At 59.2% G+C, this 17,362-nt stretch carries 14 protein-coding genes; 8 read left to right on the forward strand and 6 right to left on the reverse strand.

All coding sequences use genetic code 11. The features are described from left to right. The first annotated feature begins 135 nt into the window (after positions 1–135). The 4 genes from KGB25_RS00425 (at position 136) to gcvH (ending at position 4,617) form a co-directional block, all read left to right on the forward strand. On the forward strand, positions 136–1,140 hold the full coding sequence (locus KGB25_RS00425) for an extracellular solute-binding protein (protein ID WP_008024251.1): 1,005 nt from the start codon (positions 136–138) through the stop codon (positions 1,138–1,140). A 187-nt stretch (positions 1,141–1,327) separates the two neighbouring features. Beyond that, a complete protein-coding gene (locus tag KGB25_RS00430) occupies positions 1,328–2,944 on the forward strand; it encodes an ABC transporter permease (RefSeq protein WP_008024249.1) in 1,617 nt (538 codons plus the stop codon). A 156-nt stretch (positions 2,945–3,100) separates the two neighbouring features. Next, the gene (gene gcvT / locus KGB25_RS00435) at positions 3,101–4,183 is read left to right on the forward strand and encodes a glycine cleavage system aminomethyltransferase GcvT (RefSeq protein WP_008040703.1); all 1,083 of its coding nucleotides are present in this window, start codon (positions 3,101–3,103) and stop codon (positions 4,181–4,183) included. 50 nt (positions 4,184–4,233) lie between these two features. Next, a complete protein-coding gene (gene gcvH, locus KGB25_RS00440) occupies positions 4,234–4,617 on the forward strand; it encodes a glycine cleavage system protein GcvH (RefSeq protein ID WP_008040704.1) in 384 nt (127 codons plus the stop codon). A gap of 115 nt (positions 4,618–4,732) precedes the next feature. Here the strand turns inward: gcvH and KGB25_RS00445 are convergent, their stop codons facing one another. Together KGB25_RS00445 and KGB25_RS00450 are read right to left on the reverse strand one after the other, a co-directional pair. After that, positions 4,733–5,428, reverse strand: coding sequence for a hypothetical protein (locus tag KGB25_RS00445; protein ID WP_008040705.1), 696 nt, complete (start codon positions 5,426–5,428; stop codon positions 4,733–4,735). Positions 5,429–5,601: 173 nt separating this feature from the next. Then, complete coding sequence (locus tag KGB25_RS00450) at positions 5,602–6,291, reverse strand: hypothetical protein (RefSeq protein ID WP_008040706.1); 690 nt, start codon at positions 6,289–6,291, stop codon at positions 5,602–5,604. A gap of 439 nt (positions 6,292–6,730) precedes the next feature. Here KGB25_RS00450 and gcvP point away from each other — a divergent pair, with 439 nt between their 5' ends. Continuing rightward, the gene (gcvP, locus tag KGB25_RS00455) at positions 6,731–9,604 is read left to right on the forward strand and encodes an aminomethyl-transferring glycine dehydrogenase (RefSeq protein WP_207284908.1); all 2,874 of its coding nucleotides are present in this window, start codon (positions 6,731–6,733) and stop codon (positions 9,602–9,604) included. 171 nt (positions 9,605–9,775) lie between these two features. Here the strand turns inward: gcvP and KGB25_RS00460 are convergent, their stop codons facing one another. The 3 genes from KGB25_RS00460 to KGB25_RS00470 all read right to left on the reverse strand — a co-directional run bounded on the left by KGB25_RS00460 (position 9,776) and on the right by KGB25_RS00470 (position 12,385). Then, entirely contained in the window at positions 9,776–10,096 is a 321-nt protein-coding gene (locus KGB25_RS00460) for a DUF2388 domain-containing protein (protein ID WP_008024239.1), read from the reverse strand. Between the two features lie 75 nt (positions 10,097–10,171). Further along, a complete protein-coding gene (locus KGB25_RS00465) occupies positions 10,172–11,956 on the reverse strand; it encodes a GspE/PulE family protein (RefSeq protein WP_008040718.1) in 1,785 nt (594 codons plus the stop codon). A gap of 90 nt (positions 11,957–12,046) precedes the next feature. Beyond that, positions 12,047–12,385 (reverse strand): hypothetical protein, encoded by a 339-nt coding sequence (locus KGB25_RS00470; protein WP_008040720.1) that lies wholly within the window; start codon positions 12,383–12,385, stop codon positions 12,047–12,049. 126 nt (positions 12,386–12,511) lie between these two features. Between KGB25_RS00470 and KGB25_RS00475 the strand changes: the two genes are divergently transcribed. Next, entirely contained in the window at positions 12,512–12,976 is a 465-nt protein-coding gene (locus KGB25_RS00475) for an Lrp/AsnC family transcriptional regulator (RefSeq protein ID WP_223434019.1), read from the forward strand. Positions 12,977–13,075: 99 nt separating this feature from the next. On the opposite strand, the gene KGB25_RS00480 is transcribed toward KGB25_RS00475, so the two are convergent. Further along, complete coding sequence (locus tag KGB25_RS00480; RefSeq protein ID WP_008026000.1) at positions 13,076–14,443, reverse strand: inorganic triphosphatase; 1,368 nt, start codon at positions 14,441–14,443, stop codon at positions 13,076–13,078. Between the two features lie 156 nt (positions 14,444–14,599). On the opposite strand from KGB25_RS00480, the gene argE reads away from it, so the two are divergent. Together argE and argA are read left to right on the forward strand one after the other, a co-directional pair. Further along, on the forward strand, positions 14,600–15,748 hold the full coding sequence (gene argE / locus KGB25_RS00485) for an acetylornithine deacetylase (protein ID WP_207284907.1): 1,149 nt from the start codon (positions 14,600–14,602) through the stop codon (positions 15,746–15,748). 230 nt (positions 15,749–15,978) lie between these two features. After that, positions 15,979–17,277 carry an amino-acid N-acetyltransferase gene (gene argA, locus KGB25_RS00490; RefSeq protein WP_008026003.1) on the forward strand — a complete coding sequence of 433 codons (1,299 nt, stop codon included), beginning with the start codon at positions 15,979–15,981 and terminating at the stop codon, positions 17,275–17,277. Positions 17,278–17,362: the final 85 nt, after the last annotated feature.

The raw sequence follows: 17,362 nt of genomic DNA on the forward strand, positions 1-17,362 counted from the left end.
CGAAGGCGTCGACACTTCCGCTACACATCCCTAGCCATGCAACATCTGGTAACTCCTCCGCAAACTGTTCGATTGAGAAGGTAAATGTGAGTCCTTATCATTTGGTCTCACTTTTCGAATCGAGAGATCGCTCCCATGTTGGCACCGAAGCGTCTACTGACAGCACTCGCCCTGACCCTGATCGGCAGCACCGTCGCCCAGGCCGCTGACGAGGTGGTGGTTTACTCCTCGCGTATCGACGAGCTGATCAAACCGGTGTTCGACGCCTACACCGCGAAAACCGGCGTACAGGTGAAGTTCATCACCGACAAGGAAGCGCCGCTGATGCAGCGCATCAAGGCCGAGGGCGAAAACGCCACCGCCGACCTGCTGCTGACCGTCGATGCCGGCAACCTGTGGCAAGCCGAGCAGATGGGCATCCTGCAACCTTTCACTTCGAAAACCATCGACGCCAACATCCCGCCGCAATACCGTGCGGCTTCTCATGCCTGGACCGGCCTGAGCCTGCGGGCGCGGACCATCGCGTACTCCACCGACCGGGTGAAACCGGGGGAGTTGACCACTTACGAAGGTCTGGCCGACAAAAACTGGGAAGGCCGCCTGTGCCTGCGTACGGCGAAGAAGGTCTACAACCAGTCACTGACCGCCACCATGATCGAAGTGAATGGCGCCGAGAAAACCGAGAAGATCCTCAAAGGCTGGGTCAACAACCTGTCCACCGACGTGTTCTCCGATGATGTCGCGGTATTGGAAGCAATCAACGCTGGCCAGTGCGACGTCGGCATCGTCAACACTTACTACTACGGCCGTCTGCACAAGCAGAAGCCTGACCTGGCGGTGAAGCTGTTCTGGCCGAATCAGGCTGATCGAGGCGTACACGTCAATCTTTCGGGCATTGGCCTGACCAAGCACGCGCCGCACCCGGAAGCGGCCAAGGCGCTGGTGGAGTGGATGACCACGCCTGAGGCGCAGAAGATCTTCGCTGATGTGAACCAGGAATTCCCGGCCAACCCTACGGTGGCGCCGTCCGCGGAAGTCGCCGCCTGGGGCAAGTTCGTCGCCGATACCTTGCCGGTGGAAGTCGCTGGCAAACGTCAGGCTGAAGCGATTCGCATGATGGATCGGGCTGGCTGGAACTGAGTCTGTCGATATACTGCGCCCCGCCTGTGTGCAGACACCGCTGACCCTGTAGGAGCGAGCCTGCTCGCGATGAATGTTAACGATAACGCGGGGTGCCTGACGGTCCGCGGGGCCTTGACGTTCATCGCGAGCAAGCTCGCTCCTACAATGGCCTCTGTGTATCGTCCATCCGCTTGAGAGCTTGTCCTTGGCCCACCCCGCCCAACGCCGCTGGTATCCCCTGGTCTTCGCCATCGCTGCGCTGGTCTTGCTGCCCCTCAGCGTTCTGTTGCTCTCCTGGCAAACCATCGATCATCAAATCTGGTCCCACCTCTGGGACACGCAGATGCCGCGGCTGCTGGGCAACACGCTGACCCTGGTGCTTGGCGTCGGTGCCGGCGTAACGCTGCTGGGTGTCAGCCTCGCCTGGCTTACCAGCCTCTGCGAATTCCCCGGTCGGCGCTGGCTGGATTGGGCGTTGATGCTGCCGTTCGCGATTCCCGCCTACGTGTTGGCGTTCGTCTTCGTCGGGCTGCTGGATTTTGCCGGTCCCGTTCAAACGTTGATGCGCGAATGGTTCGGCACGGGCCTGCGACTGCCGCGAGTCCGCTCGACCGGCGGCGTCATCCTCGTTCTGGTACTGGTCTTCTATCCCTACGTTTACCTGCTGGCGCGCACAGCGTTTCTCGCTCAAGGCAAAGGCCTGATGGAAGCGGCGCGAGTCCTGGGGCAATCGCCGTGGCAGGCGTTCTGGCGCGTCGCGTTGCCGATGGCACGCCCGGCCATCGGTGCGGGCGTGGCGTTGGCGCTGATGGAAACCCTGGCGGATTTCGGTGCGGTGTCGGTGTTCAACTTCGACACATTCACGACGGCGATCTACAAAACCTGGTACGGCTTCTTCAGTCTTTCGACTGCCGCACAACTGGCCAGCCTGTTGCTGTTGGTGGTGATGGTCGTGCTGTACGGCGAGCGCCGCGCGCGCGGGGCCAACCGCGCGAGCAATGAACGACCGCGGGTCAAAGCGCTGTATCACCTGCGCGGCTTCAAAGCGCTGGCAGCGATGAGCTGGTGCGGTCTGGTGTTTGCCTGCGCCTTCGTGATCCCGGTGCTGCAATTGGTGGTGTGGTTCTGGCAGCGCGGGCGTTTCGACCTGGATGAGCGTTACACCGGCCTGATCGTCCACACCTTGTATCTGGGCGGCATGGCGGCGCTGATTACTGTCAGCGTTGCGCTGGTGCTGGCATTTGCCCGGCGCCTGGCGCCGACCCGGGCGATCCGCTCCGGTGTCAGCCTGGCCAATCTCGGCTATGCGTTGCCGGGTTCGGTGTTGGCGGTGTCGATCATGTTGGCGTTCAGTTATCTGGATCGCGAGCTGGTGATACCGCTGTCGGGATGGTTGGGAGGTGCCGGCAAGCCATTGCTTTTGGGCAGCCTGTCGGCCTTGCTGCTGGCCTATCTGGTGCGATTCATCGCGGTGGCTTACGGGCCACTGGAAAACAGCCTGGCGCGTATACGGCCATCTTTGCCCGAAGCGGCACGTAGCCTTGGGGTCGGTGGTCCGCGACTGTTTTTCAAAGTGTATCTGCCGTTATTGCTGCCCGGCACATTGAGCGCTGCGTTGCTGGTGTTCGTCGATGTGCTCAAGGAAATGCCCGCGACCCTGCTGATGCGCCCGTTTGGCTGGGATACGCTGGCGGTACGCATCTTCGAAATGACCAGCGAGGGCGAGTGGGCGAGGGCGTCATTGCCGGCGCTGACCCTGGTTTTGGTCGGGCTGTTACCGGTCATCGGATTGATTCGACGTTCAGCGCATCGAAACACCTAGGTGTCAGTCCTACACCTTGAGGCTACAATGCGCGGCATTCGGTGCGGTCCGTCCTACAGACCCGGTTGCTGAAATCGGCTGAAAGCCTTCTATTTCAAGGCGTTCACTCCGTGCAGCACCGGCCCGCACCTTCGCCACGCCCGGAAGGAGAAACCCATGGGACAGCGTACGCCTCTGTATGACCTTCATCTCGCCCTCGGCGCGAAGATGGTCGATTTTGGCGGTTGGGATATGCCTCTGCATTACGGCTCGCAGGTCGAGGAACACCATCAGGTGCGCCGCGATTGCGGGGTTTTCGATGTATCCCACATGACCGTGATCGATGTCAGCGGCGGGCAGGCCAAGGCCTGGCTCCAGCATTTGCTGGCCAACGACGTCGAACGCCTGCACAGCCCCGGCCGTGCCTTGTACAGCACCATGCTCAATGAACGTGGCGGCATCGTCGACGACATGATCGTCTATCGCCTCGAGGACGGTTATCGCCTGGTGGTCAACGCCTCCACCCGCGATCAGGACCTGGCGTGGATGCAGGCGCACCTCGACGGCTTCGATGTGCAGCTCAACGAGCGCTCCGAGCTGGCGATGCTGGCCATTCAAGGCCCCCATGCCCGACACAAAATCTCCGAACTGGTCACCCAGTCTCGCGGCAACCTGATCCAGTTGCTCAAGCCGTTCGAAGGCCAGCCTGACGGTGACTGGTTCATCGCACGTACCGGCTACACCGGCGAAGACGGTCTGGAAATCATTTTGCCGGCCAGTCAGGCACCGGGTTTCTTCAACGATCTGGTGGGTGCGGGCATCTCGCCGATTGGCCTTGGCGCACGGGATACGCTGCGTGTCGAAGCCGGCATGAACCTGTACGGTCAGGACATTCATCAAGATGTTTCGCCGCTGGCCTCGAACATGGCCTGGAGCATTGCCTGGGAGCCGGCCTCTCGCCAGTTCATCGGCCGGGGCGCTCTGGAAGCTGAACGGGCAGGGGGCGTACAACACAAACTGGTGGGGCTGGTCCTTGAGGAGCGTGGGGTTTTGCGCGCTCATCAGGTGGTCCGCATCGCCAATGTTGGCGAAGGAGAGATCACCAGTGGTAGTTTCTCTCCTACGCTTAGCAAGTCGATTGCACTGGCGCGCGTGCCAATGGCGACTGCCGACCGCGCAGAAGTGGAAATCCGTGGCAAGTGGTACCCGGTCCGAGTGGTCAAACCGACCTTCGTACGCCATGGCAAAACCTTGATTTAACCTTTTCTGGCGGGCAACGACCGCTGACAATTTTCTTGAGGACACAGAATATGAGCGATATCCCTGCCGACCTGCGTTTTGCCGAAAGTCACGAATGGGCCCGTCTGGAAGCCGATGGCACCGTCACTGTGGGCATCAGCGATCACGCTCAGGAAGCCTTGGGCGATGTGGTGTTCGTTGAGCTGACTGAAGTAGGAAACGTCTTTGCAGCTGGTGATCAATCCGGCGTGGTTGAGTCGGTCAAAGCTGCGTCCGACATCTACTCCCCGGTTGCCGGTGAAGTGATTGCGATCAACGAAGAGCTGAGCGCCAATCCGGAACTGCTCAACTCCGACCCGTACGGTGCCTGGATCTTCAAGCTCAAGCCAAGCAACACCGCCGATCTGGACAAGCTGCTTGATGCGGCTGGCTACAAGGCCGCCATCGGCGAGTAAACATCGCCAAAAGCGGATCCGCTACAAGAGCGCCGCGTTTTCCTTGCCTGGAGAACGCGGCGTTTTTCGTTCAATGCCGTGCGATGAAGTCTTGCTGTGACGGTTTGCTGACCAATCATGCCGCCATTGCTACCGCTTTGTTTACCCTGGCATGAAGCGCCGTTATCTGGTCGTCTGTCAGACGTGTTGCCGGTTCGCCCGGAACCCAAACACCGCTGTCGTTGTAAGTGATTGTTTTGGTCTCTCCGTCATTGACCGTGACGACGTAAGAGTTAGATACATTTCCGGCGATTAAAGACCCCGCCGCCTGGGCTGTGCCGAACCATAGTTGGAACTGGTTTTTTGGTGTCATGGTGGTTGCACCGATGCTCATGCCGCCTGAACAGTTCACCCAAATACTGTTACCTTTGGAGTCCAGCAATATTTCGCTTGGATTGGCCAGTAGTTGGTTGTTGATTAAAATATCTCCAGAGACACCGCCATTTGTGGCAGGGCTAAATACGCCATATTCATCGAGTGTCGTTTTTTGTCCCGTATTGATAGGAAGGTTTTTGCCTCCCGAGGTAAATGTAATATCGCCTTGTTGTATTGGGGAGTTTGTAAAATTGACCATAAAAGAGTTGCTGGATATGTCGAATGTGTTTTTGTATTGATAGCTGGGCTGGCCTGTTGTGGCTTTGGCGGGCTTTGCTAACCATATGGCGGTAAAGCTGTTATTTACCATTTTTGCAAGGTAGAGGCTGTAATTGTTGGTTTTCTGGGCGATCAGTTGTGCCTCTTCGATATAAACAATAATTTGCTGTTCGCTCATGGCTGTTTTCCATTCGGTCCGGTATTTCTACCGCGTTGCTAGTGTCAATAAAAAACCCTGTAGATCCAGGATTTACAGGGTTTTTTGAACATGTCTGCGCGTTCAAGACTGTCAACGGTAAAACGAAAGGCTTTCAGTCCATTGTGCAAACGGTGCTCGATCCACCCTCCATACTATGCCGCTACTTTGATCCCCACCCGGGCATGCAGCGCCGCGACTTCCTTGTCGCTGAGGCGGTTGGCCGGCTCGCCAGTCACCCAGTCGCCACTGTCGTTATAGGTGAGGGTGATGCTGCCTCCATTCTGCAAGGTTGCCACATAGGCATTGGATAGGTTTTGGGCAATCAGTGAGCCAGTTTCTTGAAGGTTTCCGAACCACAGTTGGTATTGGTCTTTGGGTGTCAGCGTTGCGGTGCCGATGTTCATGCCGCTCTGGCGATTTACCCAGATATTATTGCCATCGGAATCCAGCAGTATCTGGTGGGGATTGCCTTGGAGTTTATTGTTGATAAGAATATCTGACTTCACGCCGCCGTTTTGGGCCGGTGAAAAAACACCGTTTTGATCCAGTGTTGTAATCTGGCCGGTACTGATGGGCAGGTTTTTTCCGCCGGAAGTGAAGGTGACATCGCCTTGTTGAACCGGATCGTTCGTGAAGTTGACATTGAAGGATGGTGTCGTGATATCGAATGTGTTGCGGTATTGATAGCTAGGATTACGAACGGTGGCCACAGCACCTTTTGATTGCCAGATAACAGTAAAATCATTATTTACCTTTTTGGCCAGGTAAAGACTGTAGTTGTTTTCTTTTTGTGCAATCAGTTGCTGTTCTTCAATATACAAAATTATTTGTTGGCTGCTCATTTTTGAACTCCATTTCGAATAAAGCGTAGCTTGGGTTGTTTGTAACTGGGTAGTGGCTTTTTGGTTCCGTTGCCCAGTCCTCAACAAACATAGCATGCGGATTATTGTGCTATAGATCTATTGGCTATGGTTTGATTCTATCTATCGCGATTGGTTTTTTAAGAATTTGACTGTTTTAATAAGTGTCGGCTTTTCACCTATTTGCAAGCGCCGTTGCGCGGGTACTTATGAAGAGTTTTATTTTTGGCGAGTAAGAATAACTATATATAACTATCGGCGATGCATATATCGCTGGAATGAAAGAGTCTGAAGAGACTTGGCGTGTTTTGAATGCATCAGGGACGGGCCGCGTCCAAAGGCGCCATGCCGCGCGCAGGGGAGCTATGCTGGTTTGACCGTGTTGCATCGACGTTGAGCGCCAGTCAAGAGAGAGCCCGTCATGTCCCAGTTGCCGTCCTTGAGTCAGTTACGCGACCCCAATGCCTTCCTTCGCCGTCACCTCGGGCCCGATGCCGCCGAGCAGCAGGCGATGCTCGACAGCCTCGGCGTTGGTAGCCGCGTCGAGCTGATCGAGCAGACGGTGCCGCCGGGAATCCGACTTAACCGGGCGCTAGACCTGCCCCCCGCCCTCGACGAACAGGCCGCGTTGGCCAAGCTGCGTGGCTACGCCGAGCAGAACCAGGTCTGGACCAGCCTGATCGGCATGGGCTACCACGGCACGCTGACGCCGACCGTCATTTTGCGCAATGTCCTGGAAAACCCCGGTTGGTACACCGCCTACACGCCTTATCAACCCGAGATTGCCCAAGGTCGGCTCGAAGCGCTGCTGAACTTCCAGCAATTGACCATCGACCTCACGGGTCTGGAACTGGCCAATGCCTCGCTGTTGGACGAGGCCACGGCGGCGGCGGAAGCCATGGCTCTGGCCAAGCGTGTCGCCAAGTCCAGGAGCAATCTGTTCTTCGTCGATGAAAACTGTCATCCGCAGACCATCTCCGTGGTGCAGACCCGGGCCGCAGGTTTCGGTTTCGAGCTGATCATCGACGCTGTGGATAACCTGAAACAGCACCAGGTATTCGGCGCGCTGCTGCAGTATCCCGACACCCACGGCGAGATTCGTGATCTGCGTCCGTGGATTGATCACCTGCACGCCCAGCAAGCCCTGGCCTGCGTCGCCACCGATCTGCTGAGCCTGCTGTTGCTGACGCCGCCGGGAGAATTGGGCGCCGACGTGGTGTTCGGTTCGTCCCAGCGGTTTGGCGTGCCCATGGGTTACGGCGGCCCCCACGCGGCGTTTTTTGCCAGTCGCGATGAATACAAACGAGCGATTCCGGGGCGAATCATCGGCGTCTCGAAAGACGCGCGCGGCAACATTGCGTTGCGCATGGCCCTGCAAACCCGTGAGCAACACATCCGCCGGGAGAAGGCCAACTCGAACATCTGCACCGCCCAAGTACTGCTGGCCAATATCGCCAGTTTCTACGCGGTCTACCACGGTCCGGAGGGGCTGAAGCAGATTGCCCAGCGTGTTCACCGGCTGACCTGCATCCTCGCCGCGGGTCTGGAGCGTCGCGGCATTAGCCGCCTGAACAAACACTTCTTCGACACGTTGACGCTGGAGGTCGGTGGCACTCAAACCGCAATCATCGAAAGCGCGCAGGCCGCGCAGATCAACCTGCGGATTCTGGGGCGCGGGCAATTGGGCCTCAGCCTCGACGAAACCTCTGACGAAAGCACCGTGGCGAAGTTGTTCGATGTCTTTCTGGGTGCCGATCATGGGCTCAACGTCGACGAACTGGACGCTGAAACCCTGCCTTCCGGCATTCCTGACGGGCTGCTGCGCACTTCGCCTTACTTGCGTCATCCAGTGTTCAGCGCCCATCACAGCGAAACCGAAATGCTGCGTTACCTCAAGCAACTGGAGAACAAGGACCTGGCGCTCAACCAATCGATGATTCCGCTCGGCTCTTGCACCATGAAGCTCAACGCCACCAGCGAAATGATCCCCATCACTTGGCCGCAATTCGCCAACTTGCACCCCTTTGTGCCGAAAGAGCAGGCGGCCGGTTATACGCTGATGATCGAAGAGCTGGAGCGCTGGCTCTGCGCGATCACCGGTTTCGATGCGATCTGCATGCAGCCCAACTCGGGTGCCCAGGGCGAGTACGCCGGGTTGCTGGCGATTCGCAAATACCACGAGAGTCGGCATCAAGGCGGGCGGGATATCTGTCTGATCCCGTCCTCGGCCCACGGCACCAACCCCGCTTCAGCGCAGATGGCCGGAATGCGCGTGGTGATCGTCGAATGTGACGAGGCGGGCAACGTCGATCTGGAAGATCTGAAAGGCAAGGCTGCTGAGGCGGGCGACAAACTCGCCTGCCTGATGGCGACGTACCCTTCGACCCACGGCGTGTACGAGGAAGGCATCAGCGAGATCTGTGAAGTTATCCACAGTCACGGCGGTCAGGTGTACATGGATGGCGCCAACCTCAATGCGCAAGTCGGGTTGGCGCGGCCGGCGGACATTGGTGCCGACGTTTCCCATATGAATTTGCACAAGACCTTCTGCATTCCCCACGGCGGTGGCGGGCCCGGCATGGGGCCGATTGGCGTGCGGGCGCACCTGGCGCCGTTCGTGGCCAACCACCCGGTAGTGGCGATTGACGGCCCGCTGCCGGAGAACGGCGCAGTCAGCGCAGCGCCCTGGGGCAGCGCGAGCATTTTGCCGATCAGCTGGATGTACATCGCGATGATGGGGCCGCAATTGGCGGACGCCAGCGAAGTGGCGATCCTCGCCGCGAATTACCTCGCGCAGCATTTGTCGGGGGCGTTCCCGGTGCTCTACACCGGGCGTAACGAGCGTGTGGCCCACGAATGCATCCTTGATCTGCGGCCGCTCAAAGTGCTGACCGGCATCAGCGAAGAGGACGTCGCCAAGCGCCTGATGGACTACGGCTTTCATGCGCCGACCATGTCCTTTCCGGTACCGGGCACCTTGATGGTCGAGCCGACCGAAAGTGAATCGAAGGCGGAACTGGACCGCTTTATCGGGGCGATGCTGAGTATCCGCGCGGAAATCACCGAAGTGCAAAACGGCAATTGGCCGGCGGAAGACAATCCGCTGAAACGGGCGCCGCACACCTTGGCCGACATCACCGGGGTTTGGGAGCGGCCCTACACCATCGAACAGGGCGTCACGCCGGACGCGCACACCAAGGCGCATAAATATTGGCCGGTGGTGAATCGTGTCGATAACGTCTACGGCGACCGGAACCTGTTTTGCGCGTGTGTACCGGTGGACGACTACCGCTGAAACACACACGGCCCTGTAGGAGCGAGGCTTGCCCGCGAAAGCGTCTTAACATCCAACATTTATGTTGACTGACATGACGCTTTCGCGGGCAAGCCTCGCTCCTACAGGGGTTTTGTGTTGCCCATAAAAAATGCCGCTCATGTGAGCGGCATTTTTGTTCAGCCGTAAATCTTACTTCGACGCGACGGCATTCTTCGCCAGGATCGCATTCGCCAGTTCCATATCCGTGGCCTGCAGGCCCGGGTTGTCGGCGCGGACTTTCTGCATTGCGGCTTCCAGATAGGGGCCGCGAATAGCGCCGTCACTGGCGACAAAGCTGCCGGCGTCGTCCTGGGCGGCGACGATCAGCTTTTGATCCCTGGAGGTCAGGTAGGACGAACCGGTGGTGGCACCGGAAGTAAGGACGTTACGCCAAAAGCTGTCATCAGCCATCGCCGAACCGACTGGAAGGGACAACACGGCGAGGGTAGCAACAGCAAGTTTGAAACGCATGATGGGTGACTCCACTGGGTTAACTACGCGGGGTTGGATTGCCAATGACCCTGCCGAGTTCCATCACGGTCGCAGCTACTTTTGTTCACTCTGCGGCGTCACCCGCAGCACCTCCTCGATCGTCGTCAAACCCGCCGCCACCTTCTGTGCGCCCGACAGTCGCAAGCTGCGCATGCCTTCCTTGAACGCCTGGCGCCGTATCGCCAGCAAGTCGGTGTCGGGGTTGATCAGCGCTTTGAGGCCATCCGTCAGTTGCATGATTTCGTACACCCCGGCGCGGCCGCGATAGCCGGTGTCGCGGCATTCCAGGCAACCGATGGCGCGTTGCGCATTGCCGGGCAACGGCGCTTGCCAGGGTTTGGTCAGGGTTTGCCAGTCTTCTTCACTCAGGGTCAGCGGGGCCTTGCAGTGCGGGCACAACGTACGGACCAGCCGCTGCGCCATGACGCCGAGCACCGTGGCCTTGATCAGGTAATGCGGCACGCCCAGTTCCAGCAGGCGGCTGATGGCGCTGGGCGCGTCATTGGTGTGCAGCGTCGATAGCACCAGGTGGCCGGTGAGCGCGGCTTGAATCGCCATTTCGGCCGTCTCCAGGTCCCGGATCTCGCCGATCATGATGATGTCCGGGTCTTGCCGCATCAGTGCGCGCACGCCGGCAGCGAAGGTCAGGTCGATGTTGTGCTGGACCTGCATCTGGTTGAAGGCCGGCTCGACCATCTCGATCGGGTCTTCGATGGTGCAGAGGTTGACCTCCGGCGTCGCCAGTTTTTTCAGCGTGGTGTAAAGCGTGGTGGTCTTGCCCGAACCGGTCGGGCCGGTCACGAGGATGATGCCGTTGGGCTGGCTCGTCATGTCCTGCCAGCGGCGCAGGTCTTCGGCGGAAAACCCAAGCTGATCGAAATCCTTGAGCAGCACTTCCGGGTCGAAAATCCGCATGACCATTTTTTCGCCGAACGCCGTCGGCAACGTCGACAGCCGCAGTTCGACTTCGCCGCCATCCGGGGTCTTGGTTTTGACCCGGCCGTCCTGGGGTTTGCGTTTTTCCGCGACGTTCATCCGCCCCAGGCTCTTCAGGCGACTGACAATCGCCATGGTCACCTGCGGCGGGAATTGATAGACGTTGTGCAACACGCCGTCGATGCGAAAACGCACCGTGCCTTGCTCGCGTCGGGGCTCGATGTGGATATCGCTGGCGCGTTGCTGGAAAGCGTACTGGAACAGCCAGTCGACGATATTGACGATGTGCGCATCGTTGGCGTCCGGCTCCTGATCGCTGGCACCGAGGTTGAGCAGTTGTTCGAAATTGCCCAGGGTGCTGGTTTGATGATCGTTGTTGGTTGCGCCGCTGACCGATTTGGCCAGGCGAAAGAACTCCACGCTGAAGCGCTGGATATCCACCGGGTTGGCCACCACCCGTTTGATCGGCAGCTTCAACACATGGGTCAGGTCGGCTTCCCAACCCTTGACGTATGGCTGGGCGCTGGCCACGGTCACGGCGTCGCGATCGATGGACACCGCGAGAATCTTGTGGCGCTGGGCGAAGGCATAGGACATCAGCGGCGTAACGGCCGCGACGTTGATTTTCAGCGGATCGATGCGCAGATAAGGCTGACCGGCCTGCTGCGACAGCCACAGGGTCAGGCTTTCCAGATCGAGGTGTTTGCCGGGACGGCTGAGGTCATCCAGCTGTTGGCTGGCGATGAACTCCAGCGGGTGCATCTGGCCATTGGCGGCGTGACGGCGGCGGGCATTCAGTGCGTGCTCGGCCGAATCCTGGCTGATAAAGCCCTGGGCGACCAACTCGCGCAGCAAATCATTGAGATCCAGCCAGCGGTCCTGAAAGGCAAGTTGAACGGACATGCGGGCTCCTCGTGAACAACAGTTCGCAAAGGATAGTCGTGGACCCACCGACCGTTGGGCCACTACCCGACGAATCCGTATCGGGTTTTTTCAGCCCGTCGCCTGAGCGGCTTCAGCCCACGCAGAATCAGACGTTTGCAGGTCCACCGAGCAGACGCTGATCAGGTTACGCAGTTTTTCCGCGATCACTTGAGCGCGGTGCCAGCTCAGTCCATCCATGACGATGTCGATCGCCAGCAGATCGTCCGTGCGCTGCACGTTGACCTGTTGCGGCGTCAGGAACTGCAACGCGAACAGGTTGAGCGCGCGACACAGCAAGTCCGGTTCGGCTTCGGCCAGCAGTTGGTAGTGCACGCGACACTGAGCGTTGCTGGCGTTCCAGACATCGGCGCGGGTAGGCGAGGTGTTCACGGCTTCAAGATACGGCATGGTCGGTCTCCAAAATCACTGGAGGAATTTTTACATTCGATGCCGGGCATTTCTTATCTATGATGGGGCTAATTAACGATTTATCGAATCATACGATTCAACAAGACATCGATTATAGGTTTTTCTATGCAATGCGAACTGGATGGCTATGACCGCAAGATTCTCGCGTTGCTGCAAGAGGACGCTTCGCTCTCCAGCGCGCAGATCGCCGAGCAGGTGGGGCTCTCGCAGTCGCCGTGCTGGCGGCGGATTCAGCGGATGAAGGAGGAGGGGATCATTCGTGGTCAAGTGACGCTGCTGGACCGCAAGAAAATCGGGCTCAACACGCAGATCTTTGCCGAGGTAAAACTCAACGCGCACGGGCGTTCGAACTTCACTGAGTTCACCGAGGCGATTCGCGGTTTTCCCGAAGTGCTGGAGTGTTATGTGCTGATGGGATCGGTGGATTTCTTGTTGCGTATTGTCACGGCGGACATCGAGGCGTATGAGCGGTTTTTCTTTGAGAAGCTGTCGATGGTGCCGGGGATTCAGGAGGTGAACTCGATTGTGGCGTTGTCGGAGATCAAGTCGACGACGAGTTTGCCGGTCTGAGATTTAGCGGTGAATGCACGGGCCTCTTCGCGGGCAAGCCTCGCTCCTACAGGATCTGCACAGTACCTGTAGGAGCGAGGCTTGCCCGCGAAGGCGGTTTTACATACGCAGCAGCATTTTCCAGGCACGATTCTGATAAACGGCAATCGCCTGCTGCTTACGCGCATCCAGCAATTCATCGGTGATCGGCTCGTTAGCCAGCAACGCCAACTGTTTCAGCTCGCCGTACAGTCGATCCATTTCCGGGACCTCCAGCACGTTGCGCGCATGGTGCAACCAGGATTGGATGCGCTCGATGCGCGGCAGTTGCTCGGCCAGATCTTCCGGCTGCTGCTGGTAACGCTGCAATTGCAGGGACGTCGCTTCTTCACCGAGCAAGCGCGGCAACCAGCTACCCAGTTGCGCAGCTCCCTGGCGATTGCCGCGAACATTACGATCGGCCGCCCAGGTGCGGGCCAGCAGCCAGCGCGAGGTGTTCAGCGAGAACAGGCCCCAGCGTGGGTCTTCGAGTTCTTCGAGGAACTGCTCCGGCGCGGCTTTGCGCACGTCTTCGTCGTCCAGACCGGCTTGAACCAGCGGACGCCAGTCTTCAAGCAAGGCATCCAGGGCGAGACGCAGGTCGTGCGTCGATTGACGCGGCGCGGCCTGGCCAAGGCTGCTCAGCAGGGCGCGCAATTCAGCAAGATTTTCGACCCAGTCCTGCAACAGACGCCAGTGGCCATTGAAGCGATATTGCTCGGCCAGACGCTGGCTGCTGCTCAGCAAGTGCCAGCTCAACGCGGCGAACGCGTCGTCCAGCGGCATTTCGGCGCTGATCTGCGGGGCCGGCAGGCTCAACGAATAGCTGTTGGCGTCGTACAAGCGATAACCGCGTTCGGCCTTGCTGATGTCACACGGCATCAGGGCGAGGGTCGCGGCCAGTTCGGCGGCCAACTCCAGCAATGCAGCCGGTTCACCTTCGCGCAGTTCCAGTTCCAGCTCGCAGATTTCTTCTTTCTGCTTGCCGACCACCACGTGGCCCAGGTCCAGCGCGGCTTCGATGACCACTTTGGTCTTGCCACGGCCCCAGGCGATTTCAGCGCGTTCGCGGACGAAATCGGTGGTGAAGATCGGCTTCAGGGTTTTCTTGTCCAGCTCGGCCAGCTCTTCAGGCCAGCATTCGCCGTCGAGTTTTTTCACGTCGAGCTTGGCTTTGGGCAGGTTCCAGTCGTATTCGTTACGCTCGGACAAACCGGCGACGCTCTGGCCACGGGTCTTGAGGGTCTGAATGACTTCTTCGCCGTCCTTGCGCAGGCGCAGGGCAACCTTGGCGCGGGCCAGGTCGCGCTCAGGCGTGTCGAAGTACTGGTTCATCAGTTCACGGCGTTCCCAGCCACTTTTGTTGCGTTTTTTCAGGAGCGGGTGCTCGCGCAGTGCGGCGAGGGTTTCGCGGCTGACGCGGAGTTTGATTTCAGTTTCTTTCTGCATGGCCGGAAAATCCAGGATCGGGAGCGCAGCCGGGGGAATGTGTGGCTGCCAAGGTCGTGCAGTGTACAGCACTGCTCAGGCCTACGCGCCGCGACGGTTTATTCCTGTCACCGGATGGTTCTATGATGGACTTCAATTCGGGAGTTGGAGTCAGCGATGCCGTTGCCGTCGATGAAAGATCAGTTCGCTGCGCTGATTGCCGCACCATCGGTCAGTTGCACTCAGGCCAGCCTCGATCAGACCAACCGTCCGGTGATCGATTTGCTGGCGACGTGGCTCGGTGATCTGGGTTTTGCCTGCGATATCCAGCAGGTCAGCCCTGGCAAATTCAACCTGCTGGCCAGTTTTGGTTCCGGCCCCGGCGGTCTGGTGCTCGCCGGGCACAGTGACACGGTGCCGTTCGATGGCGCGTTGTGGCAGACCGATCCGCTGAAGCTGACCGAAGTCGATGGCCGCTGGGTCGGGCTGGGCAGTTGCGACATGAAAGGCTTTTTTGCCCTCGCCATCGAAGCCGTCCTGCCGTTGCTCGACCAGCCGTTCAAACAACCGTTGCTGATCCTCGCCACTTGCGACGAAGAAAGCTCGATGTCCGGCGCGCGTGCCTTGGCCGAAGCAGGACGCCCGTTGGGCCGAGCGGCAGTGATCGGCGAGCCGACCGGGCTCAAACCGATCCGCATGCACAAAGGCATCATGATGGAGCGCATCGACATTCTCGGTCAGAGCGGCCATTCCTCCGATCCGCGCCTGGGCCATAGCGCCCTCGAAGCCATGCATGATGCGATTGGCGAATTGCGCGGCCTGCGCCTGCTGTGGCAACGTGAATTCCGCAATCCGCAGTTCGGCGTGCCAACACCGACCATGAACTTCGGCTGCATCCATGGCGGGGATAACCCCAACCGGATTTGCGGTCAGTGTTCGCTGGAGTTCGACCTGCGTCCGTTGCCGGGCATGGACCCCAAGGTGCTGCGCGCGGAGATTCTGCAGAAACTCCAGCCGGTTGCCGAGCGCCATCAGGTGAAGATCGATTACGCGCCGCTGTTCCCTGAAGTGCCGCCCTTCGAGCAGGCCGAAGACGCTGAATTGGTCCGCATCGCGGAGCAGCTCACCGGTCATCGCGCCGAAGCAGTGGCGTTCGGGACGGAAGCGCCTTATCTTCAACGCCTTGGCTGCGAAACACTAGTGCTGGGCCCGGGTGACATCGCGTGTGCGCACCAACCGGGGGAATACCTCGAAATGTCACGTTTGCAGCCTACCGTGCATCTATTACGACAGTTGATTGAACATTACTGCCTGAAGGCCACATAACCTGTAGGAGCCAGCTTGCTGGCGATGAACGATGACGCGGTTCACCTGATGGACCGCGCCGTATGGATCGCCAGCAAGCTGGCTCCTACAGGTAAATAACCGATGTTTAAACCCGTATTCATGAGGAGAGCGCGCGTGTCGCCAAGCCTGTTCCGACGATAACCATCAGCCCGCTGTGCGTTTTCTGTTTCGCCCATTTTTTGGCTGCTATTTATTACAGGCCCAGGTTCATGCCCGAATACGTTAATTGGCTTCGTCACGCTTCGCCTTACATCAATGCCCACCGCGATTGCACCTTCGTCGTCATGCTGCCCGGCGACGGCGTGGAGCATCCGAACTTCGGCAACATCGTCCACGACCTGGTGCTGCTGCACAGCCTTGGCGTGCGACTGGTGCTGGTTCACGGTTCCCGTCCACAAATTGAAACCCGTCTCGCGGCACGCGGCCTGACCCCGCATTACCACCACGGCATGCGCATCACCGATGCCGCGACCCTTGAGTGTGTGATCGATGCGGTCGGCCAGTTGCGTATCGCCATCGAAGCGCGCCTGTCCATGGACATGGCTTCGTCGCCGATGCAGGGCTCGCGCCTGCGAGTGGCCAGCGGCAACCTGGTGACCGCACGGCCGATCGGCGTGCTCGAAGGCGTCGACTATCACCACACCGGCGAAGTGCGCCGGGTTGATCGCAAGGGCATCAATCGCCTGCTGGACGAGCGCTCCATCGTGCTGCTGTCGCCGCTGGGCTACTCGCCGACCGGTGAGATTTTCAACCTCGCTTGCGAAGACGTCGCCACCCGCGCGGCCATCGACCTGGGTGCCGATAAACTGTTGCTGTTCGGCGCGGACCTGGGCTTGATCGATGAAAACGGTCGTCTGGTGCGCGAACTGCGCCCGCAACAAGTGCCGGCGCATTTGCAGCGTCTGGGCAGCAACTATCAGGCGGAACTGCTGGATGCGGCGGCTGAAGCCTGCCGTGGCGGCGTGGCGCGCAGCCATATTGTCAGTTACGCCGAAGACGGCGCGCTGCTGACCGAACTGTTCACCCGTGACGGCGGCGGTACGCTGGTGGCACAGGAGCAATTCGAGGTCGTGCGCGAGGCCGCGATTGAAGACGTTGGTGGTTTGCTGGACTTGATCAGCCCGCTGGAAGAGCAGGGGATTCTGGTGCGGCGTTCCCGCGAAGTGCTGGAGCGTGAGATCGAGCAGTTCAGCGTGGTCGAGCGCGAAGGCATGATCATCGCTTGCGCGGCGCTGTATCAGATTGCCGATTCGGATGCCGGGGAGTTGGCGTGTCTGGCGGTGAACCCGGAATACCGTCATGGCGGTCGCGGGGATGAGCTGCTGGAGCGCATTGAAACCCGTGCCCGTGCTCAGGGATTGAAGACGCTGTTTGTCCTGACTACCCGTACGGCTCACTGGTTCCGCGAGCGCGGGTTTGTGCCGAGCAGCGTCGAGCGCCTGCCGTCGGCGCGGGCGTCGCTGTACAACTATCAGCGTAATTCGAAGATCTTCGAAAAAACCTTGTAACCCGGACCCTGTGGGAGCGAGGCTTGCCCGCGAAGGCGGCCTCAAATTCAACATATGTGTCGGCAGGTATGGCCTCTTCGCGGGC

Origin of the sequence: Pseudomonas sp. BF-RE-21, assembly GCF_019947305.1 — a bacterium.
Classification (GTDB): Bacteria; Pseudomonadota; Gammaproteobacteria; order Pseudomonadales; family Pseudomonadaceae; genus Aquipseudomonas; species Aquipseudomonas migulae.